Consider the following 25,128-nt stretch of genomic DNA (forward strand, 5'->3'; position numbering starts at 1 on the left):
TTTACGCAACTACGTAATAACGTATCTTCGTGGATTTAGAAGCCCGCATCCAGCGGCTCGAGACCCGCCTAGCCGCCCTGGAACAAGCCTCGAGGGCACCATCGGAGCCACCCGAAGGCGACCTTTGGGCGCTGGAGCATCTGCGTCAGGCCGCCCGGCCGGGTGGCGAGGTGGTCTTTGCGGGATATGCCGAGCTGGCTTCAGGTAGCTGGGGTTGGCAGTGGGGTTTGCCGGTTGGCGAGCTGTTGAGCGCGCCGTGGGCAGAGGTGGCCGAAACCCTCGCCGCTTTGGGTCACCCTTTGCGCCTGGAAATTCTTCGGGCGGTATTGAATGGCCAGAGCAACACCCAGGACCTGCAGCATCTCGCCGAAATTGGCACCACCGGTCAGCTTTACCACCACCTCAAAGAACTGCAAGGCGCGGGCTGGCTTAAGGTCGGCAAACGAGGAACTTACGCGGTGCCCCCCGAGCGCATCATCCCCTTACTGGTCATCCTGAGCGCCGCCGGGGGTGAAACCCTGGCAATGCGGAAGGGAAAAAAAGGAGGTAGCGATGAAATGCTGGATGGTCATGGTAACCCTGCTGCTGGGGCTGGGCCTGGCTCAGGCCCCGCTCACCCCTAAAGCAGCCCTCGAGCGCCTCTTCACCGAGCAGCCCACCAGGCCCGAGTGGTTTGCGCCGGTCTTCTTGCAGCAGGTCTCGGTGGCCCAGGTCGAGGCCATCCTGGCCCAGCTCAAGCAAACGCTGGGCAAATACGAGGGCGTGGAGCCCGAAGGCCCCAACTTCAGGGTGGTCTTTGAACAAGGTATCGTACCCGCGCAAATATCGCTCGACGCCCAGGGCCGCATCCAGGGACTCTTCTTCCGCCCGCCCCAGCCCAAAAAAGCCCTCAGTCCCGAACAACTGCTGGCTGAGTACCGCAAGCTGCCCGGGCAGGTAAGCGTGTGGGTGCAGGAGGGGAGCCGGGAGCGGTTGAACCTGAACCCAGAGGCGGTGCTGGCGGTGGGCTCGAGCTTCAAACTGGCGGTGCTGGAAGCCCTGCGCCAGCAGATCGAGGCCGGGCAGCGCCGGTGGAGCGATACCGTACCTTTGCGCCCGGAGTGGAAAAGCCTGCCCAGCGGCACCTTGCAAAACCTGCCCGATGGCACCCCTTTAAGCCTCGAGCAGTACGCCACCCAGATGATCTCCATCTCCGACAACACCGCTACCGATGCGCTCATCGCCATAGTAGGGCGCGAGGCGGTAGAAAAGCTGGCCCCGCGCAACCGGCCCTTCCTGACGACCCGCGAGGCTTTTGTCCTCAAGAACCCACAAAACAGGGAATGGCTCCAGCGCTACCGGGCCAATCCCGGTGACCGGGCGGCCCTGCTGGCCCCACTGGCCAACCTGCCCTTGCCCGATGCGGGGGTGTTTGCCGGGGGGCCGGTGGCCATTGACGTGGAGTGGTTTTTTACCACCCGCGAGCTGTGTGAGCTGATGAGCAAGGTGCAGGCTTTACCCTTGATGTCGCTCAACCCGGGCGTGGCCAACCCCGCCGACTGGCAACGGGTGGCCTACAAAGGAGGCTCGGAGCCGGGGGTGCTCAACCTGACCACCTGGCTCACCGGCAAAAACGGCCAGCAGTACTGCGTCTCGGCCACTTGGAACAACCCCCAGGCCCCCCTGGACGAAAACCAGTTCTTCTTGCTCTACACCAGCCTCTTGAACACCTTGAAGTAGACTGACCGCATGCGTGTGGTGCCCTTTCGTTTTGAAGAAAACACCTTTTGGCTCTTGGATCAGCGCAAGCTCCCTTTCGAAGAAGTCTGGGTGCCCTGCAAAAGCGCCCAGGAAACGGCCTTGGGCATCAAGGAGATGGTGGTGCGCGGGGCCCCGGCCATCGGGGTGACGGCAGCCTATGGTATGGTGCTGGCCCACCTGTCGGGCGAGAAGCCCGCTCAGGCCGATGCCCTGCTACGCCAGAGCCGCCCCACCGCGGTCAATCTGTTTTATGCCTTAGACCGCATGAAACCCCACTGGGGCAACCTGGAGGCCTCGCTTCAGGAAGCCAAAGCGATTTGGACCGAGGTCGAAGCCACCGAACAGGCCATCAGCCAGCACGGGGCGCGGGTGCTCAAAGGCCAGGTGCTCACCCACTGCAACACAGGTCCCCTGGCCACCGGCGGTTTTGGCACCGCCCTGGGGGCGATCATTGAGGCCCACCGGCAGGGCCGGGTAACCCACGTCTGGGTAGACGAGACCCGCCCTTACCTGCAAGGAGCCCGCCTGACCGCCTACGAACTACAAAAAGCCGGGGTGCCCGCCACCCTGATTACCGACAACATGGCGGCCTATCAGATGGGCCAAGGCCAGGTAGACGCCGTCATTCTGGGCACCGACCGCATGGCCCTAAACGGCGACTTTGCCAACAAAATAGGCACCTATGGCCTGGCTATTCTGGCCCAGTACCACGGCATTCCCTTCTACCCGGCCCTGCCGCTCTCATCGGTAGACCCCAAGCTAGAAAGCGGTGCCCAGATTCCCATCGAAGAGCGCTCGGCTCGGGAGGTCACGTTCATTCGGGGGCAGCCCATCGCACCCGAGGGCTTCCCTGCTGCCCATCCGGGCTTCGATGTAACCCCCCATCATCTGATAACCGGCATCGTGACCGAGAAGGGCGTGCTCTACCCGCCCTTCGATGAATCGCTGCGGGCTGCACTTGGCATTGGGTAAAACATGACCTTCCAGGGCTGGTGGGAACAACTGACCGGTGCAACCTGCCCCGGTTGCGGGCAGTCTTTACATCAGCCCTTGCTTTGTGCAAACTGCCGGGCTTTGCTGGTGCCCCGTCACCTGCCCCATTTTGTGTACCTAGGCGATTACCAGCGGTTTGGCCAGCTGGCCAAGGCCATCAAGTATCAGGGCCGGCGCGAGTTGGCCACCTTTTTAGGCCAGCAGATTGCGCTGGGGGCCAAACAGGCCGAATGGAGGCTCGACGGCATAACCTCGGTGCCCACCCTTTTCAACCGCAAGGTAAAGCGCGGCTACAACCAGGCCGAACTACTGGCCCAAGCAGTCGCAGAAAAACTGCACGTTCCCTACCAGGACTTGCTCCTGCGCGTCACGTGGGATACTTCGCAAACCAGAAAAACCTTGCAGAAGCGCCTCGAGCTCCCCGAGACCACTTTTCAACCTAAGAGCCCTGTAAAGGGCATCTGGCTGCTGGTAGACGACGTCGTGACCACCGGCACCACCTTTGAACGGGCCCGCAAAGCCTTGCTCGAGGCCGGCGCCACCAGGGTCTTTGGCGCGGCAATTGCGGTAAAAAGCCCACACGATCTATCCCGCTATTCCCTATAATCTAGGGTATAGAACCCCAAGCACCGTCTGGGGTTCTTTGAAGCACGAGACCAGCCCCCACCTCTTCTGGAGCGTGGGGCTTGGTTTATAAAAAGGGGGGACGAATGATTAAGCGTTCGCGCATCCGCAGGCTCGAGGAACTCCTCCCCTACATTCGCGAAGGCCGCTACCGCATAGGCCCCCATGTGGCCAAACACATGCTGCAAGAGGGCTTCATCGAGCACGATGTGTTGCAGGCCGTGGAGTGGGGCCGCGAGATGGCGGTCTACCCCGAAGATCAGCGGATGCTGGTACTGGGCTACATGGTTTTTCCGCCCCAGCTCAAGCTGCCCCTGCACGTGGTGCTGGAGTACCGCGAACCGCGCTGGGTGGATATCGTGACCGCCTTTATCCCCAAAAAACCCCACCAGGTGTACTCCAGGGCCCGCATCGCCGCCATTCTGCGTTACGACGGAACCTTTCAGGAAGTGCGCTGGGTCAGGCCCAAGTTCCTCACTGCCGAGGACATCCCGCACTAAAAGCCCAGCACCTTGCGGGCAAGTTCTGCATCTTGAGACAGTTGGGCTTTGAGGGCTTCCAGGCTCTCAAACTTCTTTTCACCGCGCAGTTTGGTGAGGAACTCCACGCTGAGTTCCTGACCATATAAGTCGCCCGTAAAGCCAAACAGATGCACCTCGAAGCGCAATACCTGACCCGAGACGGTCGGGCGGTAGCCTATGTTGGCCATGCCGCCAAAGCGACCTTGCGGGGTCTGCACCCGCACAGCGAACACCCCCATCGGCAGAATTTTGAGGGGGGCTACTTCGATATTGGCAGTGGGGAAACCCAACCGCCGCCCAAGTTTGTCACCCTCCTGCACGATACCCCGGGCAGTGTACGCCCGCCCCAAGAGCAGCTTGGCCTCGTCTACTTCGCCCTCGCGCAACAGGTCGCGAATGCGGCTCGACTTAACCGGCCCGCCGCTCAGCTCGAGCAGAGGCAGAATCTGGGTGGGGGCCACCGTATTCAGATCTTCCAGGCTCCCGGCCCTCCCCTGTCCAAAGCGGAAGTCGGCGCCCACAAAGATGCGCTGGGCTTCCAGGGTGCGCAGGTCGCCCAGGAAGTCATCTTTGCTGCGCTTTGAGAAAGCCTCGGTGAAGGGCACGATCAGGGCGATTTCGACCCCCAGGCCCCGCAAGAGCTCGAGCTTCTCCGACAGATCGGTCAGGAAGCCCTCCCCTTTCATGAAAACCTTGCTGGGGGGGTCGAAGGTATAGACGAGCAGCGGAATGTGCTGGTTCTTGGCCTCCTGCTGGGCCTGGTGGATCAGGTGCTGGTGCCCGAGGTGCAGGCCATCAAAGCTGCCTATGGCCACCACCTTGGGGCCGGCGGGTGCGTCGGAAGGGTCGTTGATGAGCAGCATAGAAGCGTAGGAAGAAAAGTCTGGGAAAACCGTGCGTAGTGAGCTAAGCGCTTTAGCGTACCGTCATTGGGCATCGCTATTCGTAAGCCGCATCTTCTTCCGTCCGCTCACACAGGTAGAACAAAATTCCCGCCAGAGCCGAGGCCGATATCTGCACCTTGCCTTCGCGGGCATCCCGCAGAACCTGGCGCGGATTGTGCCATTCTACCGCGATGTCCTCGTCGTCGTCGGGTTGTGCATAGGCCGCGCGCAGGTGGGTGGCCCTGAACACGTGCAGCTTTTCGTCACAAAAGCCCGGCGAGAGGTAAAAGCCGGTCAGGTAGTGCAGCTCGCCGGTGAGCTGGGCCTCCTCGGCCAGCTCGCGCAGTGCAGCTTGCTCGGGGGTTTCGCCGGGGTCTATAAGACCTGCCGGAATCTCCAGGGTCTCGCTACCGATGGCCGGCCTGTACTGGCGCACGAACAGCAGCTTGCCCCCCTGTTCGACCAGAACCGCTACGGCATCGGCGTGTTCGACAATCTCGTAGGGGCCCTCGAGGGCCAGGTTGAGGATACGGCCTTTGTAAAGGTATTGTCGTAGGGCCATGCCCCCAAGCTAAAGGCTAGAGAAACCCAAGTCAAACCATGAAGGGGGACCAACCGGATACACTGAGATAAAGCCTTCGGAGCCTTGCCATGACCCCCCTAGCTCAGTATGTCGCTGGTTTTCTTTTCACCCCGGACAAAACTCGAGTGGTGCTGATGCGAAAGCACCGTGCCGACCCGGATGCACGGCTGTTCAATGGGGTAGGCGGCAAAATAGGGCTCGATGAACTGCCCAAAACCGCCATGTCCAGGGTATTCAAGGAAGAAACCGGCGTCGCCATTCCCGCCAAAGAATGGATGGCGCTGGCAAGGCTGGAAAGTTATGCCTTTCAAGTCTATTTCTATGTCGCAGTCTCGGAGCTGGCCCAGGAAATCCAGGGCAAGGGCGAGGATGAAGTGGGTATCTTTGCCGTTAAGGATCTTTTTGCAGGCCCCGTAGTGCCCAGTGTGCGCTGGTTGGTTCCCCTGGCTTTTGATAGCCGGGTGCGTTTCCCTGTCATTTTCGATGGCACACCCTAGAGTAGAGGTTCGGGTTTGATCCTGGGCTTGGTCAACGGGGGTTCTGAATACCAACTTTTGGCGTGAAGCCAGCTTTCAACAATACCCCGGGTGAGGTAGGGGTCTCCATCACCTGTCCCCTACCCCCTGCATCACTGCTCCTGCGCTATGAACCTTGCCTGGGGCAAAGATGGTATGAGCATTTGGGAATGGCTTCCAAACCCGGTACACTATCGCCGATGAGCGAGGAAAGGCTGTTCGAACGGCTCAAACGGGAAGTGGATGTGCTGGGAAGGGCTCTGGGCAAGGCCATACGCACACTTTCTGGCGAGCGCGCCTATGCCCTGGAAGAACAAATCCGCGAGCTGACCAAAGCCCTGCGGCAGAGTTATACCGAGGAGACCCGCCGCCAGCTTCTAGCCGTTGTGCAGGGCCTCTCACTCCTGGAGGCTGAGCTCATGGTGCGGGCCTTCTCGACCTATTTTCATCTGGTCAACCTGGCCGAAGAGCGCCACCGTGTGCGGGTTAATCGGGAACGCGAGAAAAAAAGCACCCCGCAAGCCCCCAGGGGTGAGTCGTTTCTGGCCCTGGTCGGGCAGCTCAAGAACCAGGGCTTGAACTATGAGCAGGCGCTGGATGTGCTCTCCCGGCTTCGGCTACACCTCACCTTCACCGCCCACCCCACCGAGACCCGCCGCCGTACCCAGCGGTATCACATCGGCGAGATCGAGAAGCTCCTGGACGCAGCCGAGCAGGGGAGTTCAGAAGAAGAGGCGCAAGGGAAAAACAAAGAGGTTGCTGCTTCACCGCTTATTTCTGATTCCCCCCCTCAGCTAGACGCTCGAGTAGCCCTCTTATGGGGCACCTCCGAACTCCGCAAAAGCCGTCCAAGCGTGGAGGACGAGGTCAAAGGCGGACTTTTTTACACCACCTATACCCTCTGGCAGGCCATCCCCCGGCTGGTCGATGGGCTTGAACGCGCGCTCGAGGCTCACTACGGCCAGCGCCCCGACCTTTCGCCTCCGCTGGTGTTTCGGAGCTGGATTGGGGGCGACCGGGATGGCAACCCCAATGTGGTGCCGGAGGTTACGAGCTGGGCGCAGAACTACGCCCGCGAAACCGCCCTGCGCAAGTTTGTAGAAGATGTGGACGGCCTGATTCGGGACTTGTCACTCAGCGAGGATCGCATCACGATTAGCCGTGAATTGCGTCTGGTTCTGGAAGAGCATGCCAGGCGTTTGGCGCTGCCCGAACGCTTCCAGGGGGAACCCTACCGCCAGTTTGGCATGGGGCTGCGCTACAAGCTGCGGGCTTTGTTGGGCGAGCAAACCGGCCCTGGCTACAGCGGAACCCAAGAGTTTATAGGGGATTTACGCAAGGCCGAGACCAGTCTCAATCAGCTTGGCCTCGAGGAGATTGCCAGGGTCAGCGTACGCCCCCTGCGCCTGAATGCCGAGGCTTTTGGCCTCGAGCTGGTTGGCCTGGATTTGCGCGAGGAGTCCCGCGCGCTGACCGAAGCAGTAGCCGAACTGTTGAAAACCGCCGGGGTCCACGAGCATTACGGGGGGCTAGAACCCCAGCAAAGGGAGGCCCTCTTGACCCAGGAACTGGCCACAGCCCGGCCCCTGGCGCCGGTGGGCTACCGTCCACAGACCAAAGCGCTGCAAACCGCCCTGGAAGCTCTGCGCAACTGGCGGGCGCGGGGGGCCCACGTGGTCTCGATGACCCACTACCCCAGCGACCTGCTCGAGGTAATGCTGCTGGCGCGGGAAGTGGGGCTTTATCGCCCGGGTCGGGCGCTGCCCTTCGATGTGGTGCCGCTGTTCGAAACCCTGGGCGACCTGCAAAACGCGCCACTGGTGGTGGCCCGTCTCCTGGACAACCCGGTCTTCAAGGCCCACGTACAGGGGCGGGGGGGCCTCGAGGTGATGATTGGCTACTCCGACTCCAACAAAGACGCGGGCTTTCTGGCCGCCAACTGGGCGCTCTACCAGGCCCAGGAAGCCATTACCGCCACGGCAAAGAGCCGGGGCGTGCAGGTCTACTATTTCCACGGGCGCGGTACCTCTACCGCTCGTGGGGGTGGCACCGCCGGGCGGGCCATCGCCAGCCTGCCGCCCGGTACGGTGGGCAGCCGGATGCGCCTGACCGAGCAAGGCGAGGCCCTGGCCGACCGCTACGCCCACCCCGACCTGGCCTACCGGAACCTCGAGCAGATGCTTTATCACATGGCCCTGGCCTCGGCGCGCGACCTGTACGGGCAGGCCGAGCCCCTGCGCCTCGAGTGGCGGGAGGCCATAAAGCGGGCTGCCGAACGGTCCACCGAGGTCTACCGCGAGCTTTTGCTACGCCCGGGCTTCTTCGAGTTTTACGAGCAGCTCACCCCCATCCGCGAGATCGGCGCCCTCAACATTGCCAGTCGGCCCGTGTATCGCTCGGGGCGGGTACGCGAAATCAAAGACCTGAGGGCCATTCCCTGGGTGATGTCCTGGACACAGGTGCGGCTCTTGATTCCCGGCTGGTACGGGCTGGCCGAAGGGCTGGAGGAAATTCCTCTCACCCTACGGCGGGAAATGTTTGCGCAGTGGCCCTTTTTTGCCACCACCCTGGATAGCGCGGCCATGGCCCTGGCCAAGGCCGATTTGGGGATTGCCCGGGAGTATCTGCGCCTGGTTGAACCCTCCCTGGCCGAGCGTTTCTTCCCCAGTATTGCCGGGGCATTCGAGAAAACCAGGGCCATTCTGGAAGAAACTTTCCAGAACACCCTGCTTTTCAACCACCCCGTGCTGGCCCGCCAGACCGAGCTACGCAACCCCTATGTAGACCCCATCTCGCTGGTGCAGGTGGAGCTGCTCGAGCGCTACCGTCGCACCCCCCCCGAGGCTCCGGAACGCACGGGTTTGGAGCGGGCCCTGATGCTCTCCTTGCTGGGCATCGCCGCGGGCTTGCGAAATGCGGGCTGAAACCTGGATATTTCGATAAACAAATCGCGGCCCTGTACTTTATTTTTGCTTCCCGGAACTGCTTTTCGGCAAAGGGAAACCAAAGAAAGCCTGGTGCATTCATGTTGAACAAATTGGCCAATTTGCACAAACCCATAAATCCGATAAGATAAGCGGCAATCTGCGTTCAGCAGGGAGGTAGGAATGAACAAAGGTTGGATTGGCTTTTTGGCTGGCCTGGCCCTGGTGGGGAGTGCCTGGGCCCAACGCCCCGACACCATCGTGATTGCACAGGGCGTAGACGTAACGGTGCTCGACCCCAACAACCAGCTCGAGACCCCCACCGCCAATGTGCTTTCGAACATCTTCGACACCCTCTACATGCGGATGCCGGACGGCACTGCCCGGCCCTGGTTGGCCACGGGTGTGCGGGCCATCAACCCCACCACCTGGGAGATGACCATCCGTCAGGGGGTCAAGTTTCACAACGGCGAAGAACTGACCGCCGAGACCGTCAAGTGGAACTTTGATCGAGTGATTGATCCACAAAAGCCCTTGCGCATTTCCAACTCCTGGGCCAACCTGGCCAGCGTGCAGGTGATCAACCCCACCACCCTGCGCTTCACCACCCGTAACCCCTTCCCGGTGTTTGTCACCCGCCTTACGGGCTTTTATATCCTGCCGCAAAAGTACGTTACCGAGGGCGGCAACCGCTACCTGCAAGAGCCGGTGGGCACCGGCCCCTACAAGTTTGTGCGCTGGGTGCGCGACCAGCAGTTTGAACTCGAGGCCAACCCCAACTACTGGGGCGGCGCCCCCAAAATCCGCCGGGTGATCTTTCGGCCCATCCCCGAAGCCAGTAGCCGGGTAGCCGAACTGGTCTCGGGCGGGGTGGACATCATCACCAACCTGGTACCGGAGGCGGTGAACGCCGTGCGGGCCTCAGGGGCCGCCGAGGTTCGTAGTGTGCCCAGCATTCGGAATATCTTCATCATGCTGAATACCAGCGGCAAAGCCGATAGCCCCCTGGCCAACCCCAAGGTGCGCCTGGCACTCAACTACGCAGTAGACAAGCGCACCATCGTCAAGAACGTACTGGGCGGCTTTGGGCAACCTACCGGCTGCTCGCTCAACAGCTACATCTTCGGCTACGATGCAAGAAGCTGTCAGCCCTACGAGTACAACCCCGCGCGGGCTAAACAGCTGCTGGCCGAGGCGGGCTACCCCAATGGTTTCACCATGACCATGGGTTCGCCCAACGGGCGTTACCTCAACGACCGCCAGGTAGCCGAAGCCCTGGTAGGCCAGCTGGCCCAGGTCGGGGTGCGGGTAGAGTTGCGGGTACAGGAGTGGAGCACCTACGTGGGCCAGATTCTCGAGCGCCGCATCCCCACCGACGCAGTGCTGCTGGGCTGGGGCAACAACGAGTTCGATGCCGATAACTCGCTTTATAGCCTGTTCTACGGCGGTACCGTGCGCGGTGGCCCCCGTCAGGTAGCCTTCAGCTACATTCGTTCGGTGCCGCTGGACAATGCTCTGTTACAAGCCCAGCGCACCACCGACCCCGAGCAACGCAAGAAGCTCTACCTGGATGCACTGCGGGTCTTGCGGGCCGAAGCCCCCTGGATTTTCCTGCACCAGCAAGAAGACCTGTATGGCGTGGCCAAGCGGGTGGAGTGGAAACCCCGCCCCGACGAGCGGCTGTTTGTGGCCGACATGGCCTTAAAATAAGGCATGCAGCCAAGGTCGGGCATCAAAACGGAGTCACAAAGCAGGATATTGATACTCGACCCTGCTGTTGTGATTGTCTATCGTCCGTAATCCTTGGTAAAAGGCACAGGTTATAGCAGATTCGGTTAGTTCGGCGCCGGATGGCGCCGAACTAACAAGGCCGAAGTTATCCGCGTAGCGGAGGGCGATACCGCCCCTTGGAAGTTATCCGCGTAGCGGAGGGCGATACCGCCCCTTGGAAGTTATCCGCGTAGCGGAGGGCGATACCGCCCCTTGTAAGGCAGACGCTTTCTTCGCCGACCGTTCGGGAGGGGTGTGCTTTAGGATTCAAAAAGATAGCCTCTGGGGGATCTTTGGTTTGGATGATTATCTTTTTGAATCCGGTATAAACCATCTATGGCTGCCTATCTAATTCGTCGTCTCGCACTGGTTTTGGTAGTGGTCTGGGGAACCGCGACACTGGCCTTCTTTTTACTGTTTTTGTCGGGCGACCCGGTCAACCTGTTGCTGCCGCTGGACGCCACACCGGAGGTGCGCGAGCAGTTCCGCAAGGCCAACGGCTTTGACCGCCCGGTCTGGCAGCAGTACCTGAGCTACATGGGCCGGGCCGTGCAGGGCGACCTGGGCATCTCGCTACGTAACCAGACCCCGGCTTTGGGGCTGGTGTTGGAGCGGATGCCCGCCAGCATGGTGCTGGCCGGTGCAGCCTTGTTGTTCGCAGTGGTTTTTGGCGTGCTGGCAGGAGTGATTGCGGCGGTACGAAAGGGCACTACCCTCGAGTTTGTGGTGTTGTTTTTTGCGCTCTTGGGCCAGTCGTTGCCGGTGTTCTGGCTGGCCCTGATGCTCATTCTGGTCTTTGGGCTCGAGCTGCGCTGGCTACCCATCTCGGGCTACGGAGTCGGGCCCCTTCCCGGCCTTCCGGCCCTGGCCAACCTGGTTCTGCCGGCCATTGCGGTGGGCACTTTTTCGATGGCGGCCATCACCCGCCTGACTCGAGGGGGCGTGCTCCGCGAGCTGCGCAGCGACCACGTACGCACCGCACGCGCCAAAGGCTTGAGCGAGCGGGTGGTCATCTACAAACACGCCCTGCGCAACGCAGCCATTCCGGTCGTCACGGTCATTGGGCTACAACTGGGCAACCTGCTCTCGGGGGCGGTCATCACCGAGACGATTTTTGCCTGGCCGGGCGTGGGTCGGTTGGTACTGACCGCCGTTACCCAGCAAGATTTCCCGGTGGTACAGGCTGCGGTCATCGTGTTTGCAGTGCTGCTGGCAGTTATCAACCTGGTGGTGGACTTGCTCTATGGGGTACTCGACCCCAGGGTGCGCTATGCGTAGGGGTCAGGGGTCAGAGGTCTTGGGCCTGGGAAAAGCAGTTCCTCTGGTGAATATTGCCGTCAGTCACTTCCAGGGTTCTGGGCAGCTCGCCGGGAAGAGATTTTCGTGGCAGTCACAAGGGGGGCCCCATGCGTAAAATCCTTCGCGCCCCCTCAGCTACCATTGGGATTAGCCTGATGATTCTCTTTGTGCTGATGGCCGTTTTTGCCCCACTGATAAGCCCCCACAACCCCACCCAGCAAGACCTCCAGGCCATCACCAAACCCCCCGGCACCGAGGGCCACCTGCTGGGCACCGATCGTCTGGGGCGCGATATGCTCTCGCGCATCTACCATGGCGCCAGGCTCTCTTTGGTTGTGGCCGTGGCCGGGGTGCTGATTGGTGCAGCGATTGGGATTCCATTGGGCCTGCTGTCGGGCTACCTGGGGGGGCGGGTAGATGACTTTTTGATGCGCCTCGGCGACATCCAGCTTTCGCTGCCGTTTATCCTGCTGGTAATCGCCATTATCGCTGCGCTGGGGCCCAGCCTGACCAATACCATTGTGGTGCTGGGCGTTACCAGCTGGGTGTTGTATGCACGGGTGGTACGGGGCGAGATTTTATCGCTCAAGGAGCGGGAGTTTGTCCAGGCCGCCCATGCCCTGGGGGCCTCTGGGCGGCGCATCATGCTCAAGCACCTCCTGCCCAACGCAGCCGGGCCGCTGATCGTGGTGGCCACCCTGGAACTCGCACGCTTGATCGTGACCGAGGCTGCGCTTTCGTTCCTGGGGCTCTCCGGCGTGCCCCCCGAAATTCCCAGTTGGGGACAGATGCTGGCCGACGGACGCGAGGTGCTGTTCTTTGGGGGTTGGTGGGTGGCCACCTTTCCTGGCGTGGCTATTAGCCTGCTGGTGCTGGGCATTAACCTGTTTGGCGACGCACTGGCCGAGGTGCTCGACCCCCGAAGTCGGTAAACCAGGCACGCTATTTGAAAGCCTGGCGTACTGTATTCAGCAAACCCATATCGCTACCCCAGGGCCCCACAAGCTGCACGCCAATGGGCTTTTCACCGGGTTGCTCGGCAGGCACCAAGACCACGGGTGCACCCAGCACACTGGCGTAGCAGGTCAGGCTGAGCGTGCGCCAGCGGAAGGCCAGGGCTTTTTCGGGGTCTTGTAGGGTGCTTACCTGGGGGGCTGAACTGGGGGTCGCGGGCAACAGTACCAACGTACCGGGCGAAAGTAAAGCGCCCATCTCGGCTCTCAGGCGCACCTGCTCGCTCAGGGCCCGCCCAATCTCGCCTGCGGTGAGCCTCGAGACCATTTCCAGGAGTTTCCGCACATCCTCGCCTAAGCGGGGTTGCCGCTCCTCGAGCCACCTCTGGTGAAAACCCCAGGCCTGGGCGCCCTGCAAAACCCGCTGGGCCTCTCGAGCTTCTTGCAGCAGACCGAGCGATTTCTCTTCAACGGCGATACCCAGTGCTTCAAGCCTCTGCGCTACGCGCTCCACAGCAGCGTGGGCTTCCGGGTCGCAAAGCTCCAGGGCATCGCGTAGCAGAACTGCGCGCTCAAAGCGCACCACCGGCAGGGCCTCACACAGCAGCACCCCGGCAAAGCGCTCCATGACCTCAGGGCCCACTGCCAGCAGGCCCACCGTATCGTAGCCAGGGGCTAGGGGCACCACCCCCTGGGTAGGAATGGCCCCATGGGTCGGGCGATAGGCATATACGCCGCACAGCGAGGCCGGAATCCGCACCGAGCCTGCCGTATCGCTGCCCAGGGCCACCGGCACCAGGCCGGCTGCCACCGCTACCGCCGAACCCGAAGACGAACCCCCGGGAATTCCAGCCGGCGCCCTGGGGTTTCGGGGTGTGCCAAAGTGGGGGTTGATGCCGGTCATGCCGTAGGCCAGTTCGTGGGTGTGGGTCTTGGCCACCAGCCAGGCGCCTGCTTTCTTGAGGGCCGCCACAGCCCAGGCATCCTGGGTAGGCAGGCCCCACCACCCGGCAAAATCGGGGTTACCCGCTGCGGTGGGCAGTCCGGCCACATCGAATAAGTCCTTGGCGGCAAAAGTCAGCCCGGCCAGCGGACCACACACCGGCGCTGCCGGGCTTGCCTTCACCCAGGCCACCACCGCACCATAGTTGTCTTGTAAAGGCTCCACCCAAAAATCTTATACCGGGCTAAGTGGTCTGGTAATCAGGAATTCGGTGTACACAGCAGTCCCTCGCGATGAGGCGTACATCGCAATCTTGGGCAGTCAGCGTGCTTCAAAACATGCCGCAAAACAAGTCGTGCGTGCACTAAGATAAAAGCCGGTATGGTCGAGGTACACGCACGCTCTGTTACTTTTTATCCGCCGGCCCAGGCCAAATTCCTGGTCGGCGACTTTACCGATTGGGACAAAAAACCCCTTCCCATCGAGAAGCCGCTGAACCTCGAGTTCCCCACCGGGGCTTATGTGGAGTATGCCTTCCTAGACGAAAACAAAGAGCCCTTCCCCGACCCCGACAACCCCCACAAAGCCCAAAACCCCTGGTGGAACTACCCCCGGGCCATCGAGCTGCCGGGCTTTCAATACGCCGCACCGCACCAACCCTCCCGCCCGGTAAACGTGCACCGGCACCGGCTGGAGTCCAAGGCCTTTGGCAGTACCCGCCGTTACTACGTGTTCGACCCCCAAGCGCCAGCCCAGGCCACCCTCTACGTGCACGACGGTGTGGCCTACTACCGCACCGCCAGGCTGGCCGAGGTGGCCCAGGGGCTTTGTGAGCTGGAGGAAATCCAGCCGGTGCGAATTGTATTTATTGAACCCGAAAACCGCCGCAAAGAATACTGGTTTGACCCCAATTACGAGGAGCACGTACTGAACGAAATTATCCCCGCGGTGGAGTCGCATTATGGCCCCACGCCGGAAAGGGGCCTGATGGGTGCTAGCCTGGGCGGGCTGGTTTCTGGCTGGCTGGCCCTACGCCACCCGGAGGTGTTTCAGAAGGTCGCCACCCAGTCGGCCTGCCTAACCGCCTCGCCTGAGGGGGGCGATTCCTACAATGACCCCGAGTGGCTCACCGAACAGTATCTGGACAGCCAAGCCCTGCCGTTGCGGTTTTATTGTGAGACCGGTCAGATCGAGTGGCTGCTGGCACCCAACCGACGCTTTGCTGCCATGCTGGCCGACAAGGGCTACCCGCACGCCTACTTCGAGCGCCCCTCCGGCCACAACTGGATGACCTGGCGGCAGGGGCTGGCTCCGGCGCTTGTGTACCTGTTCGGAAACCGGCTCTAGATGATAGGCTTGAGGTTATGGAGTTTGGTTCGGCTTTTGTAGCCATTCTAATCATTGTGGCCCTCGAGGCCGTTCTTTCTGTGGACAACGCCATGGTGCTGGCCGTGATGGTGCGGCCTTTGCCGGAGCACTTGCGCTCGAGGGCTTTGCTTTACGGCATCATCGGGGCCTACGTGCTGCGCGGGTTAGCCCTGCTCTTTGCCACCATCATCATCCAGATCTGGTGGATTCAGCTCCTGGGTGGGCTCTACCTGGTGTATCTGGCAGTGAACCACATCTTGCGGCGCAACAGCCACAGCCAGGCCGACCCGACCAGCGTGCAACAAGCCGCTGCCGCCAGCTTCTGGCGCATTGTGATCATGATCAACGTGGTAGACCTGGCCTTTGCCGTGGACTCGGTGCTGGTGGTGATTGCTTTCAGCCGGGAGTTCTGGGTGATCTTTACTGGCGTGGCCATCGGGATTCTGCTAATACGGCTGGCCGCTGGCATTATGGTGGGTATCATCGAGCGGTATCCGCGGCTCGAGACCGTGGCCTATGCGGTGGTGGGCTGGGCCGGGCTCAAGCTGATGCTCGAGGGCTGGGGGCACGGCAGTGAGGTCTGGCTGCACCGGCCCGAGCTGGCCTTACACCTGCCACAGGCGTTCTTCCTCAGCGTGACGCTGGCCATTCTGGTGCTGGGAAGCCTATGGGCCTTTCGTCGCACTTCCGAATCCTGACCCATGCCCAAAGACTGGGACGCCCACTATCTGAACCAGCCTCCGCTCAGTCAACCCGCCTTTGTGGTGGCGGCTTATGCCCATGGACTTCCAGCAGGCCCGGTGCTGGACCTGGCCGGAGGGACCGGGCGTAACGCTTTTTTTCTGGCCGAGCGGGGGCATCCGGTGATTTTGCTCGAGAAAAGCCGGGTAGCGCTCGAGTTTGTGCGCTCCCAAGCCGCCCGTCGGCGTCTTGATGTATGGGCGCTCGAGACCGACCTGGAATACCCCCAACCCCACCTGCCGCCGGGCCCCTTTGCCGGCATAATCCACTCGTACTTCCTGCACCGCCCCCTTCTGGCGCACTTCTGCGAGCGGCTCTTGCCGGGGGGACAAGTATTTTTGGAAGGCTTTACCACCCAGGAAGCGGCCCGCCGGGGAAGCCAGGCCGCGCACTACTGGCAACCGGGCGAACTCCTGCGCCCGTCCCCCGGTTTGCGCCTGCGGGCCTGGGCCGAGGGGTGGATGGAGGGGCACCACCGCACCTGGGCCGTCTGGGAAAAATCTGCCTGAAGCCCCACCACCCCCTTCCAGATGGTAGGCTCATGCGCTTTTCATAGGACAAAGCCTGCTACGCTACAGGATGGTTGGGGAGTAGCCACCCTGTTTGGCCGGATTAGGGTTGATTAATCGTCAGTACGAAGCGGTAGCTTCCGGTTAATCTGGGCGCATCGCCTTGGTGAGACCACCACGACACAAGCCTGCCGTGGTGGTTTTCTACGACCTATCCACGGCGCTGGGGTGCCCATGGAACAACTCGGACAAGCGCTAATCGTTATAGGAATCCTGATTGTCTTGGAGGCGGTGCTTTCCGCCGACAACGCCATGGTGCTGGGGGTGATGGTCAAGCAACTGCCTCCACCCTGGCGGCAAAAGGCTCTTTTTTACGGCATCGCCGGGGCCTACATTCTGCGCGGCCTGGCCCTGGTGTTTGCGGTGTACCTGATTCAGTTCTGGTGGATTCAGGCTTTGGGAGCTGTTTATTTGCTCTACATCGCCATCCGGCACTTCAGCAAACCGAAGCCCAAAGAGGAAGCCCACCCCGATGCCTTGCAAGCGCTCAAAACCGTGACTCCGCGCCAGTTCTGGACCATTGTGGCACAGATCGAGCTAGCCGACCTGGCCTTTGCCGTGGACTCGGTGCTGGTGGCGGTAGCGCTTTCGGATACCCTCTGGATTATCTTTACCGGCGTATTTATTGGCATCCTGGCCCTGCGCTTTGTGGCGGTGCTGTTTGTGGGCCTCCTGGAAAAATACCCCCGCTTCGAGGCGGTGGCTTTTGCGGTGGTGGGCTTTGCCGGGGTCAAGCTGGCTATTGGGGGTTGGGACAAGTTCGCCAAGGAAGTGCTAATCCGCCCCGAGTGGGCCACAGGCATAGACAAGACCCAGTTCTCGCTCTTTATTCTGGTTGTACTGGTGTTGGGCACCCTCTGGGCCATGAGCCAGAAACCCAAAACCGCCCACCTCGAGGCTAAGCAATCCAGCGAAACCTGAGCCTGGGCTTTGTTCAAAAGTCCTGTGTATCTCGTCGCCGGGTTTTTCTGGTAAGGTTGTGCCGATGGTTTTTTTGCTGGCAATCCTGGCCTACCTGATCGGCTCGCTACCGCTGGGCTACTGGGCCATCCGTCGCCTGACCGGGCAGGACCCACGTCTGGCCTCGGCCTATAACCTGGGCCTCGAGAACACCCTCAAGCTCCTGGGCACAGGCCCGGCCCTGCTGGCCTGGAGCCTGGATTTCCTGAAGGGGCTCCTGGCGGTCTGGATGGGGGGGCAGTTTGGCCTGTCCTGGGCGGTGGTTTTTGCGCTGCTGGTCTATTTGGGCCACCTCTACCCTCCCCGGTTTTTGGCCGAGGGAGCGCTTTTGCGCGGGCGGGGCGCCGGGGTGCTGGTGGGGTTTGTTTTTGGCCTCTACCTGAGCGGCCTGCCTTACCTGCTGACCCTGGTGGTTTTGCTGGTAGCGACGGGAATTCTTTTGTGGAGTCGCTATGCCTCGCTGGCGGCCATGACCATTCCGGCCACACTGGCTCTATTGCTTACCCTCGAGCCCATCTCCGGCTGGGCTAAGCTGGCGGCCTGGTTTTTGCTGCTGACAACGCTTTGGCGCTACAAGGAAAATATTGGGCGAATGCTGGAAGGCACCGAACCCCGCCTGGGCGAACCCTTGCCCCTGCCCTCGGACAAACAGGTGGTATGTGCTTTCATGATTCATCCGCTAACAGTGGACGACCTCTTCCAAAGCCCCCGCTTCCGCTGGGCCAAGCCCCTGGTCGAGCGGGGCCTGATCGCGCAAAGCCTGGTGGAAAACCTGGCTGAGGCCATCCGGCCCATGAAGGTGGGCGAGTTGCGCGGGGTAAAAACCGCCGACGGGCGGGAGATTCGCTGCCACCTGCTCTCGGCCCCCTTGCTGCCCCATCAGATCAGCGGTAAGCCCGAGCTGGCCACCCAGCGGGCCATCCAGGGGGCCCGGCTGGCCAAAGAGCTGGGCTGCACGGTGGTGGGGCTGGGGGCGTTCTGGAGCGTGGTGGGCGAGAAGGGAAAAATCGTGCAAGAAGCCGTGCCGGAAATACAAGTCACCAACGGCGGCGCCTACACCGCCGGTACGGTCAAGGCCGCTATTCCCGGCATCCTGGCCCACTTTGAGCAGACTGGGCGCAAGCTTAAGGAAGCCACCGCCGCAGTGGTGGGCGCCAACGGGGTGGTGGCCTTTGGGATTGCCCGGCAGATTGCTCCCCTGGTGGGCAGGCTAATTCTGATCGGGCGCAACCTCGAGCGCTTGGAAAAGAGCGCTGCAACACTCAAGCAAAATTTAGAGCGCAAAGGCCAGCCGGTACCCGAGCTGATCATCACCCTGGACATTTCGGCCATCAAAGAAGCCGACCTGGTCTTTACCGCCACCTCCGACCCCCAGCCGGTCATCTTTCCCGAGCACGTGAAGCCCGGGGCCTGGATCTACGACGAAGGCGTACCCCCCGACGTAGACGAGACGGTCAAGCAAGTACCGGGGGTACGGGTGATCCCGGGGGGAGTGGTGCGGCCACCGGGGCCAATGCGCGGCAACCTCGACCTACACTTTGGCGAGGGCGCCGTGCCGGCCTGCCTGGCCGAGACCATGATCCTGGCCGCCGAACAGGCCTACGAGCGCAAGAGCCTGGGGGGCGAGACCAAAAGCGAAAATATTCAGTTCTTCGTGGAGCGGGCCGAGGCGCTGGGGTTTAGGGTGGTAGACTAGCCTTATTCGTGCCCAAGTAAACCTCTTCTTCGTGCGAGCAGATCGGCACTTTGGAAGAAGTAAACTCCAATACTGTAGAGTGCAACGGCACCCAACCCAAGGATGGCCCAATCGATGGGCTCGACCGAACCCCCCGACACCAGGTTTCTAGTCATGTTTGCTCCAAGCGTTAGCGGAAACCACTGTAGTTGGGGCAACTCCACCATCACAGCCGGAAAGACTAAGAGTTGAACCAATGTAAAGATATTACTCACTTCCTTGTATAAGAGGACCACCGCACCTGCCAACAAACCCAATCCCAGAGCGGCAATCAAAAACAAAAAAAAAGTTGGTAGCAATAGCCAACTTAGCTCGAACGAAGATTTGTATATAAAGACCAAAACCGTAAATAATAAGCCCATTTGAAGCAAAGAAAACCAAGATCGAGCCAACACCTGAACCACAAAAAAAGCCGTTAGCCCTTGTCCAGATAAAACCATGTTCTCCAGTGATCCTGATTTCACCTCCCTACTAACCTGATGGGCGGGTCCCCCAATAGTCCCTAAAGCTAGAATTCCCAACAGATACCCTGCTATTAGTTTGGTTGTTTGTATACCACTGGCGTCAACTGCGCCCGCTAGTTTGGCAAAGCCAAAGAGCAGGTAAAAGATAAGGCCCATCAAAAGCAGCCCCAGAAAGAATTGCGCAGGGTAACGAGCCAGCTCGAGCCATGAACGCATCAGTTCTGCGTAGATGAGTTGGCGAAGTCTAAGCATGCTTTGGCTCCTTGATGGTTAGGTATTTGAATATCTGGCCCAGATCCTCGTCAATTTTCTCAATGCTCTTGATAGGGGCAGGGCGTAGCCGATTCATCAGGTCGTATATCTCGTTGGAACTATTTAGTGCCACTTCGAGAACAGTATTTGTTGAATCTAAGGTGAAAACATAGGGAAGCTCGAGCCCCAATAATGGCTCTGAAAAGACAATTCGATATCTTTGTTGGTCAAACATACTCAGCAATTCCAATTTTGGCTTGTCAACTGCAATCCGGCCATCCACAAGAATCGCTACACGGCTACTCAAACGCTCAGCAACTTCCATTTGATGCGTGGTGAGCAAAATCCCTTTTCCACTTGCGGCCATAAGCTGTATTTGCTCTTCTAAGGTCTCAGCCGCGTCGATATCCAGACCGAGCGTCGGTTCATCTAGTAAAACAAAAGTCGGGTCATGGGCTATTGCTAGTGCGAAGGCCATTTTGGAAAGCATGCCTTTGGACAAAGTTTGGGTCGGAGCATTTCGCTTTTCCCAGAGCCCAAGCAGATCGAGCAGATACTTTGCTCGCTCAATTGCAGTTGAACGCGACATGCCCCGAACAATGCAGGTGTACTGCAGGTTTTCAAATGGCGAGAGGCGAGGATAGAGCCCCCGGTTTGTATCAATCAATGCCCCAAGTTGGGCCATGTACTCAGGCTTGCCCAGAGTGAAACCATTGATACTAACCTTACCTTTATCCGGTAAAACCAACCCACAAATTATGCGAATGGTAGTGGTCTTTCCGCTGCCATTACGCCCAAGCAAAGATAGTATCTCTCCCGGCTGCACCTCCAATGAAACATCCTGCAAAACATTCACAAAATTTGTCCGAGAGTAGTAGGTTTTTTGTATTGAATCAACTTTGATCATGGGATTGCCTATTCAGTAGTTAACGTATGGAGGCGCAGGTATTATTACCCACGCCTCGATAGCTCCATTTAGCACCAGCCCAACCTGCAAAAGACATAATCCAACAAAGCGATTAGGTATTCCCTAACCATCATATCACCTCCAGAAATTACATGACCCAACCAGCCAAATCCTAGCAAGCATTCGATACGGCGCAGATAATTTCCACGATTACCCTGATAATCAGCTCCCGCACAACCTTACCTCCTTTCTAAGGCGCCTCAATCAGAAAGTTAGCATAGAAGAAAAAAATCAATCACACTAATTTATACTTAGTATAGATTTTAGGTTCAACTTTACTGTTTAATCGTGCCATGCAATTACTCCTGAGCCCCACCCGGTTCGAAGCCGCCTTTCTGAAAGGCCGGAAGTCTAGCTTCCACGGACGCGCCGGGCTGCGCGGGGAGGGCTGGGTCTGGCTGGAATCCGGCATCGGAAAAGTTAATACCGCCGCCACCCTGGCCGCCTTTGCCCAACGAAGTAAGTTAGAGCGGGTGCTGCTGTTTGGCATTGCCGGCATGTACCCCGATGCAGGTTTGCAGATTGGGGACGCGGCCCTCGCCGAGAAGGAAATCCAGGCCGACCTGGGCCTCAAGGACGGGGGCATGAAAGGCATGGGCTTCCCTACGCTGGTACTGGCCTCGGGCCCGTATCACAACCGCTTTCCACTGGATCGGGCTTTGACGGCTGAACTGAGCCAAACCCTCAACCTGCCCACCAAAACCTTCCTGACCCGCGACCTGGTCTCGGAAAACCCCAGCGAGGCCCGGCAGCTATCGCGCAGGTGGGAGGCCGACCTCGAGAACATGGAAGGGGCCGCCTTTGCCCAGACCTGCTTGTGGATGGGCCTGAAGTGCGCCGAGCTGCGGGCGGTGTCCAACCTGGCTGGGGTGCGTGACAAGGCCCAGTGGCGCATCAAGCAGGCGGTGGAGAGCCTCGAGCACCACATCCTGCGTATCATTGAGCCATGATTGGCCTGATTGACATTACCCGTCGCATCTATCCGGGCGTTCCGGTCTGGCCCGGCGACACAGCATATCGCTACGAACTGACCGCCCAGATAGCCCAGGGGGATAGCGTAAACGTGGGTAAAATTGCCACCACCACCCACCTGGGCACCCACCTGGATGCCCCCTGGCATTACGTGGAAGCGGGCGGGCGGCTGGAAAGCGTGCCGCTCTCGGCGCTGGTTGGCCCCTGCCGGGTGGTGGATGCGCGGGGGCAACAAGCGCTTTCGGTGGCCTTTTTGCAAACGGTCGAGCTGGCCGAACGTACCCTCTTTTATACCGGGCAGCCCAACGACTGGCCCGCCTTTCCTCAGCAGTTCACCCACGTAGAACCCGAGGCGGCAACCTACCTGGCCTCGAGGGGCGTCCGGCTCTACGGCACCGACTGCCCCAGCGTAGACCCCCTCACCTCCAAAGACCTCCCCGCCCACAAAGCCTTTGCCGGGGCGGGGGTGTTCATCCTGGAAGGGCTGGCACTGGACGGTGTGGCTGTGGGAGCCTACGAGTTGATTGCCCTACCGCTAAGGCTCGAGGGCACCGATGCCGCACCGGTGCGGGCCATTTTGCGCTAGAGGCGACGCTCGAGGAAGTCTGCCAGCAGCTTGAAGGTGCGGATCTTGCCCTGGATATCGCCCCCAGGGCCATGCCCTTCGTCGGCAAACTCGTGGTACTCGAAGTCCTGACCCTCCAGTTTGCCAAGCTGCAAGAGCTTATCGCGGAAGATGCGCGCTTGAGAAATGGGGCAGCGGGGGTCGTTGACGCCGTGCACAATGAGGATGGGGGCTTTGAGCTGATGGGCGAACTCGATGGCGCTGCGGTCGCGCCACAGAGCATAATCCTGCACGGGGTCGCCCATCTGGGAGCGGAAATAATACCGGAAGTGTTCCATGTCCTCTTCGTAGAGCTTGTGCAGGTCGGTAATCCCCACCCAGGGCACCCCCACCTTGAAGACCTCCGGCTTCTTGGTGACGGCCATATAAGTCATAAAGCCCCCAAACGAGCCGCCAAAAATGCCAATACGATTGGGGTCCACAAAAGGCAAGGCTCCTAAGTAGCGAGCACCGGCTACCACATCTTCCAGGTCACCCCCACCCCAGTCCTTGAGGTTGAGGTCACGCCATTCCACCCCATAGCCGGTCGAGCCGCGAATGTTGGGCTGCAGAACCACATACCCCTGGTCTACCAGAAACTGCGCGAAGGGGTCGAAGGCCCGAAAGAACTGTGCGGTAGGGCCGCCGTGCACAATGATCACCGCCGGCAGCCGCGTACCGGGAGGAATTGTCCTGGGCTGATAGCGCAGGGCGGGCACCTTGCGCCCGTCGTAGCTCTCGTACCAGATATGCTGGTCTTCAACAAAAACCGTGGGGTTAATGGAGCCATACTCAGCTTCCAGCAGCACCTCGTAGGTATCCTGCTCGAGGTCGTACAAAATTAGCTCGGGGCGCCGGGTAGCCGAGGTGAGCAACACCAGCAGCTTGCAATCCCCCAGCACGAAATCGCTACCCGCCGCCACCGCTTCCGGCAGTTTGAGTTCCCTCGTCTGGCCCGATTCCACGTGGTAGAGCACCGGCAGAATGGCTGCGTGGCGGTTGCGGATGACCGCCAGCCAATCGCCATTTTTGGAAAAGCCAGCGGCGTACTCCTCGGTATCGCTTCGCTCCGGACTGAGCCAGCGAACCTCGCCGCCGTCCAGGTTCAAAATCCCCACCCGGCTGTTGCCTAAAGCATCGGAAGTGAAGGCCAGCCGCTTACCATCGGGGTGCCAGTCGGCCACGGCGTCTTTGGAGCCGTCCTGAATGGAGAGGATTTTGCGGATTTGAGAGCCGTCTGCGCACACGAGGTAGCTATCCTGGTTCTTCAGATTGGGCGACTCGTTGGAAACCACAGCCAGCCACTCTCCATCAGGACTCCAACCCACCGCATAGGCCGGGGCCTTGAAGTGGGTCAGTTGTTTCCATTTGTGGGTCTCGTGTTTGAGATCCAGGGTGAACACGTTCATCTGTCCGGCCCGATTCGACATCACCGCCATGCGGGTATTGTCGGGGTGTACTTGCCCGGCGTATTCCTGCGTAGTGGGGCTATCATTCATCTGAACTACCTGGCCTGTGTCCAGCGCTATCTTGAACAGGTTATTCTGCTCGTCGCCGTCCTTATCCTTGGCGAAGATAATCTCGGCATCGTCCCGCGTCCAGACAAAACCGGCCCGCAGCTGGCGCGGGGCCTGGCCGTCGGTAAGTTTTTTGACCTTACGGCTCAATAAATCCAGGGTGTAGAGCTCATAGCGCCCGGTTTTATCCCAATAGAAGGCAATTTTCTGACCGTCCCAACTGGGCGTGACTGCCGCAAAGCTGGGCAGTTGGGCAAGTTCCTCGAGGGGAATGCGGTTCTCTTTCACTGGGTCAAGTTTAGCTCAAAATTGCTCGAGGCCTGTGCGCTGGGCCTTGATGCGCTTGAGCTGGGCCACCAGTACAAAACTTACAATGAACAAAAGGGCCCAGGACGTTAGCTTGGAGACGGAAACCATCTGCCAGCCATCGGCCTGGCTGGGGTACTGCCAGGCCCCCAGGTAGGTCCCGATGTTCTCAGCAATCCAGATGAACGTAGCAACCAGCAAAAACGCCAGCTTGAGGGGCAGCCAGAACGCTTGCACGGGAGCCAGGGCGGGGTCGGGGCGCTTGAAGGGCTGGGTAGAGAGGCTGAAGTAAATGCGGGTACGCCAGTAAGCCACAAAAAGCCCCGCAATGATCAGCCATCGAATATCGTAAAAAACGGCGTTGGTATAGAAATTACCGTAGATGAGCAGCACAAACAACCAGTTAACCCAGCTAGGCGGGAAGTTCTCTATTCGCAGGTGCAGGCGTCGCCAGGCCTGGGTGATGTAGCTGGCCACCGCCGCATACATGAAGCCCGCAAAGAGGGGCACCCCCAGAAGCTTGGTGTAGGCCTCACCCGGATAAACCCAGGAACCCAGGTTGACCTTGTAGATTTCCATGGCCATAGCAATCGCATGGAAGAGGGTGATGGTTTTGAGTTCGTCCACAGTCTCGACCTTGAGGCCCCAGACCATCCAGATCTGGATCACAATGCAGCACAGCAGCAAAAAATCGTAACGGGGCAGGCCCGGAATCTCCACGAACCGGGTAAGCAGCAACAAAAGCAAGATCAGGCCAGGAAAAAAGCTACTGGCGGCCTCTTGATAAACAAAGTTGAGCAGTAAATTCCAGGCTTTTGGGAACGAAAATGTGGGCTGCACTGGCTCCAGGGTAGCAGATCAGCCCGATTCGATTGGGTCGAAACCCCAAAACGTGGCTACCAAGGGGCACGGTCGGTGGTCCAT

At 60.0% G+C, this 25,128-nt stretch carries 24 protein-coding genes; 17 read left to right on the plus strand and 7 right to left on the minus strand.

The genetic code is table 11. The annotated features are described in order from the left end of the window. Positions 1–29 precede the first annotated feature (29 nt). From Q0X23_RS15040 to Q0X23_RS15060, 5 genes are all read left to right on the plus strand, one after another. On the plus strand, positions 30–623 hold the full coding sequence (locus tag Q0X23_RS15040; protein WP_297861024.1) for a helix-turn-helix transcriptional regulator: 594 nt from the start codon (positions 30–32) through the stop codon (positions 621–623). Continuing rightward, positions 553–1,719: a serine hydrolase gene (locus Q0X23_RS15045; RefSeq protein WP_297861025.1), complete on the plus strand. Its 1,167-nt coding sequence runs from the start codon at positions 553–555 to the stop codon at positions 1,717–1,719. The genes Q0X23_RS15040 and Q0X23_RS15045 overlap by 71 nt, the downstream gene beginning before the upstream one ends. Before the next feature lie 9 nt (positions 1,720–1,728). Continuing rightward, positions 1,729–2,712, plus strand: coding sequence for an S-methyl-5-thioribose-1-phosphate isomerase (gene mtnA / locus Q0X23_RS15050; protein ID WP_297861026.1), 984 nt, complete (start codon positions 1,729–1,731; stop codon positions 2,710–2,712). 108 nt (positions 2,713–2,820) lie between these two features. After that, complete coding sequence (locus Q0X23_RS15055) at positions 2,821–3,339, plus strand: phosphoribosyltransferase family protein (protein ID WP_308446100.1); 519 nt, start codon at positions 2,821–2,823, stop codon at positions 3,337–3,339. Positions 3,340–3,443: 104 nt separating this feature from the next. Then, complete coding sequence (locus Q0X23_RS15060; RefSeq protein ID WP_119342176.1) at positions 3,444–3,857, plus strand: DUF4258 domain-containing protein; 414 nt, start codon at positions 3,444–3,446, stop codon at positions 3,855–3,857. Here the strand turns inward: Q0X23_RS15060 and ribF are convergent. Both ribF and Q0X23_RS15070 read right to left on the minus strand, forming a co-directional pair. Further along, entirely contained in the window at positions 3,854–4,741 is an 888-nt protein-coding gene (gene ribF, locus Q0X23_RS15065) for a riboflavin biosynthesis protein RibF (RefSeq protein WP_297861028.1), read from the minus strand. The genes Q0X23_RS15060 and ribF overlap by 4 nt on opposite strands. 76 nt (positions 4,742–4,817) lie before the next feature. Continuing rightward, positions 4,818–5,324, minus strand: coding sequence for an NUDIX hydrolase (locus Q0X23_RS15070; RefSeq protein ID WP_297861029.1), 507 nt, complete (start codon positions 5,322–5,324; stop codon positions 4,818–4,820). Between the two features lie 89 nt (positions 5,325–5,413). Between Q0X23_RS15070 and Q0X23_RS15075 the strand changes: the two genes are divergently transcribed. The 5 genes from Q0X23_RS15075 (at position 5,414) to Q0X23_RS15095 (ending at position 12,785) form a co-directional block, all read left to right on the plus strand. Next, complete coding sequence (locus Q0X23_RS15075) at positions 5,414–5,842, plus strand: NUDIX domain-containing protein (RefSeq protein ID WP_297861030.1); 429 nt, start codon at positions 5,414–5,416, stop codon at positions 5,840–5,842. A gap of 218 nt (positions 5,843–6,060) precedes the next feature. Continuing rightward, a complete protein-coding gene (locus Q0X23_RS15080) occupies positions 6,061–8,784 on the plus strand; it encodes a phosphoenolpyruvate carboxylase (protein WP_297861031.1) in 2,724 nt (907 codons plus the stop codon). Positions 8,785–8,967: 183 nt separating this feature from the next. Beyond that, positions 8,968–10,494 (plus strand): ABC transporter substrate-binding protein, encoded by a 1,527-nt coding sequence (locus Q0X23_RS15085; RefSeq protein WP_297861032.1) that lies wholly within the window; start codon positions 8,968–8,970, stop codon positions 10,492–10,494. Between the two features lie 396 nt (positions 10,495–10,890). Further along, entirely contained in the window at positions 10,891–11,832 is a 942-nt protein-coding gene (locus Q0X23_RS15090; RefSeq protein ID WP_119339526.1) for an ABC transporter permease, read from the plus strand. Between the two features lie 128 nt (positions 11,833–11,960). After that, positions 11,961–12,785 (plus strand): ABC transporter permease, encoded by an 825-nt coding sequence (locus Q0X23_RS15095; RefSeq protein WP_297861033.1) that lies wholly within the window; start codon positions 11,961–11,963, stop codon positions 12,783–12,785. Positions 12,786–12,795: 10 nt separating this feature from the next. Here the strand turns inward: Q0X23_RS15095 and Q0X23_RS15100 are convergent, their stop codons facing one another. Beyond that, complete coding sequence (locus tag Q0X23_RS15100) at positions 12,796–13,974, minus strand: amidase family protein (protein ID WP_297861034.1); 1,179 nt, start codon at positions 13,972–13,974, stop codon at positions 12,796–12,798. 156 nt (positions 13,975–14,130) lie between these two features. Between Q0X23_RS15100 and Q0X23_RS15105 the strand changes: the two genes are divergently transcribed. The 5 genes from Q0X23_RS15105 to Q0X23_RS15125 all read left to right on the plus strand — a co-directional run bounded on the left by Q0X23_RS15105 (position 14,131) and on the right by Q0X23_RS15125 (position 19,083). Continuing rightward, on the plus strand, positions 14,131–15,096 hold the full coding sequence (locus Q0X23_RS15105; RefSeq protein WP_297861035.1) for an alpha/beta hydrolase-fold protein: 966 nt from the start codon (positions 14,131–14,133) through the stop codon (positions 15,094–15,096). Between the two features lie 17 nt (positions 15,097–15,113). Next, positions 15,114–15,815: a DUF475 domain-containing protein gene (locus Q0X23_RS15110; RefSeq protein WP_297861036.1), complete on the plus strand. Its 702-nt coding sequence runs from the start codon at positions 15,114–15,116 to the stop codon at positions 15,813–15,815. A gap of 3 nt (positions 15,816–15,818) precedes the next feature. After that, positions 15,819–16,367 (plus strand): bifunctional 2-polyprenyl-6-hydroxyphenol methylase/3-demethylubiquinol 3-O-methyltransferase UbiG, encoded by a 549-nt coding sequence (locus tag Q0X23_RS15115; protein WP_297861037.1) that lies wholly within the window; start codon positions 15,819–15,821, stop codon positions 16,365–16,367. Between the two features lie 234 nt (positions 16,368–16,601). Then, complete coding sequence (locus tag Q0X23_RS15120) at positions 16,602–17,348, plus strand: hypothetical protein (RefSeq protein WP_297861038.1); 747 nt, start codon at positions 16,602–16,604, stop codon at positions 17,346–17,348. 64 nt (positions 17,349–17,412) lie between these two features. Beyond that, positions 17,413–19,083 carry a glycerol-3-phosphate acyltransferase gene (locus Q0X23_RS15125; protein ID WP_297861039.1) on the plus strand — a complete coding sequence of 557 codons (1,671 nt, stop codon included), beginning with the start codon at positions 17,413–17,415 and terminating at the stop codon, positions 19,081–19,083. A gap of 2 nt (positions 19,084–19,085) precedes the next feature. Here Q0X23_RS15125 and Q0X23_RS15130 read toward each other — a convergent pair whose 3' ends face one another. Together Q0X23_RS15130 and Q0X23_RS15135 are read right to left on the minus strand one after the other, a co-directional pair. Next, complete coding sequence (locus Q0X23_RS15130; protein WP_297861040.1) at positions 19,086–19,838, minus strand: ABC transporter permease; 753 nt, start codon at positions 19,836–19,838, stop codon at positions 19,086–19,088. Beyond that, positions 19,831–20,745, minus strand: a complete 915-nt coding sequence (locus Q0X23_RS15135) for an ABC transporter ATP-binding protein (protein WP_297861041.1) — start codon at positions 20,743–20,745, stop codon at positions 19,831–19,833. Before Q0X23_RS15135 ends, Q0X23_RS15130 begins: the two co-directional genes overlap by 8 nt. A gap of 353 nt (positions 20,746–21,098) precedes the next feature. Here Q0X23_RS15135 and mqnB point away from each other — a divergent pair, with 353 nt between their 5' ends. Then, positions 21,099–21,755: a futalosine hydrolase gene (gene mqnB, locus Q0X23_RS15140; protein ID WP_297861042.1), complete on the plus strand. Its 657-nt coding sequence runs from the start codon at positions 21,099–21,101 to the stop codon at positions 21,753–21,755. Next, positions 21,752–22,363: a cyclase family protein gene (locus Q0X23_RS15145; protein ID WP_297861043.1), complete on the plus strand. Its 612-nt coding sequence runs from the start codon at positions 21,752–21,754 to the stop codon at positions 22,361–22,363. The genes mqnB and Q0X23_RS15145 overlap by 4 nt, the downstream gene beginning before the upstream one ends. Here the strand turns inward: Q0X23_RS15145 and Q0X23_RS15150 are convergent. Both Q0X23_RS15150 and Q0X23_RS15155 read right to left on the minus strand, forming a co-directional pair. Next, a complete protein-coding gene (locus Q0X23_RS15150) occupies positions 22,360–24,186 on the minus strand; it encodes a prolyl oligopeptidase family serine peptidase (protein WP_297861044.1) in 1,827 nt (608 codons plus the stop codon). The genes Q0X23_RS15145 and Q0X23_RS15150 overlap by 4 nt on opposite strands. 15 nt (positions 24,187–24,201) lie before the next feature. Further along, a complete protein-coding gene (locus Q0X23_RS15155; protein ID WP_297861045.1) occupies positions 24,202–25,044 on the minus strand; it encodes a DUF817 domain-containing protein in 843 nt (280 codons plus the stop codon). Positions 25,045–25,128: the final 84 nt, after the last annotated feature.

Origin of the sequence: Meiothermus sp., from assembly GCF_026004115.1 — a bacterium.
Lineage (GTDB): Bacteria > Deinococcota > Deinococci > Deinococcales > Thermaceae > Meiothermus.

What these genes read in the sequence shown, in the direction of transcription:
- Q0X23_RS15045 (WP_297861025.1), top strand. Translation starts at nt 553, where the DNA reads ATGAAATGCTGGATGGTCATGGTAACCCTGCTGCTGGGGCTGGGCCTG.
- mtnA (WP_297861026.1), top strand. Translation starts at nt 1,729, where the DNA reads ATGCGTGTGGTGCCCTTTCGTTTTGAAGAAAACACCTTTTGGCTCTTG.
- Q0X23_RS15060 (WP_119342176.1), top strand. Translation starts at nt 3,444, where the DNA reads ATGATTAAGCGTTCGCGCATCCGCAGGCTCGAGGAACTCCTCCCCTAC.
- ribF (WP_297861028.1), bottom strand. Translation starts at nt 4,741, where the DNA reads ATGCTGCTCATCAACGACCCTTCCGACGCACCCGCCGGCCCCAAGGTG.
- Q0X23_RS15070 (WP_297861029.1), bottom strand. Translation starts at nt 5,324, where the DNA reads ATGGCCCTACGACAATACCTTTACAAAGGCCGTATCCTCAACCTGGCC.
- Q0X23_RS15075 (WP_297861030.1), top strand. Translation starts at nt 5,414, where the DNA reads ATGACCCCCCTAGCTCAGTATGTCGCTGGTTTTCTTTTCACCCCGGAC.
- Q0X23_RS15080 (WP_297861031.1), top strand. Translation starts at nt 6,061, where the DNA reads ATGAGCGAGGAAAGGCTGTTCGAACGGCTCAAACGGGAAGTGGATGTG.
- Q0X23_RS15085 (WP_297861032.1), top strand. Translation starts at nt 8,968, where the DNA reads ATGAACAAAGGTTGGATTGGCTTTTTGGCTGGCCTGGCCCTGGTGGGG.
- Q0X23_RS15090 (WP_119339526.1), top strand. Translation starts at nt 10,891, where the DNA reads ATGGCTGCCTATCTAATTCGTCGTCTCGCACTGGTTTTGGTAGTGGTC.
- Q0X23_RS15095 (WP_297861033.1), top strand. Translation starts at nt 11,961, where the DNA reads ATGCGTAAAATCCTTCGCGCCCCCTCAGCTACCATTGGGATTAGCCTG.
- Q0X23_RS15105 (WP_297861035.1), top strand. Translation starts at nt 14,131, where the DNA reads ATGGTCGAGGTACACGCACGCTCTGTTACTTTTTATCCGCCGGCCCAG.
- Q0X23_RS15110 (WP_297861036.1), top strand. Translation starts at nt 15,114, where the DNA reads ATGGAGTTTGGTTCGGCTTTTGTAGCCATTCTAATCATTGTGGCCCTC.
- Q0X23_RS15115 (WP_297861037.1), top strand. Translation starts at nt 15,819, where the DNA reads ATGCCCAAAGACTGGGACGCCCACTATCTGAACCAGCCTCCGCTCAGT.
- Q0X23_RS15120 (WP_297861038.1), top strand. Translation starts at nt 16,602, where the DNA reads ATGGAACAACTCGGACAAGCGCTAATCGTTATAGGAATCCTGATTGTC.
- Q0X23_RS15125 (WP_297861039.1), top strand. Translation starts at nt 17,413, where the DNA reads ATGGTTTTTTTGCTGGCAATCCTGGCCTACCTGATCGGCTCGCTACCG.
- Q0X23_RS15130 (WP_297861040.1), bottom strand. Translation starts at nt 19,838, where the DNA reads ATGCTTAGACTTCGCCAACTCATCTACGCAGAACTGATGCGTTCATGG.
- Q0X23_RS15135 (WP_297861041.1), bottom strand. Translation starts at nt 20,745, where the DNA reads ATGATCAAAGTTGATTCAATACAAAAAACCTACTACTCTCGGACAAAT.
- mqnB (WP_297861042.1), top strand. Translation starts at nt 21,099, where the DNA reads ATGCAATTACTCCTGAGCCCCACCCGGTTCGAAGCCGCCTTTCTGAAA.
- Q0X23_RS15145 (WP_297861043.1), top strand. Translation starts at nt 21,752, where the DNA reads ATGATTGGCCTGATTGACATTACCCGTCGCATCTATCCGGGCGTTCCG.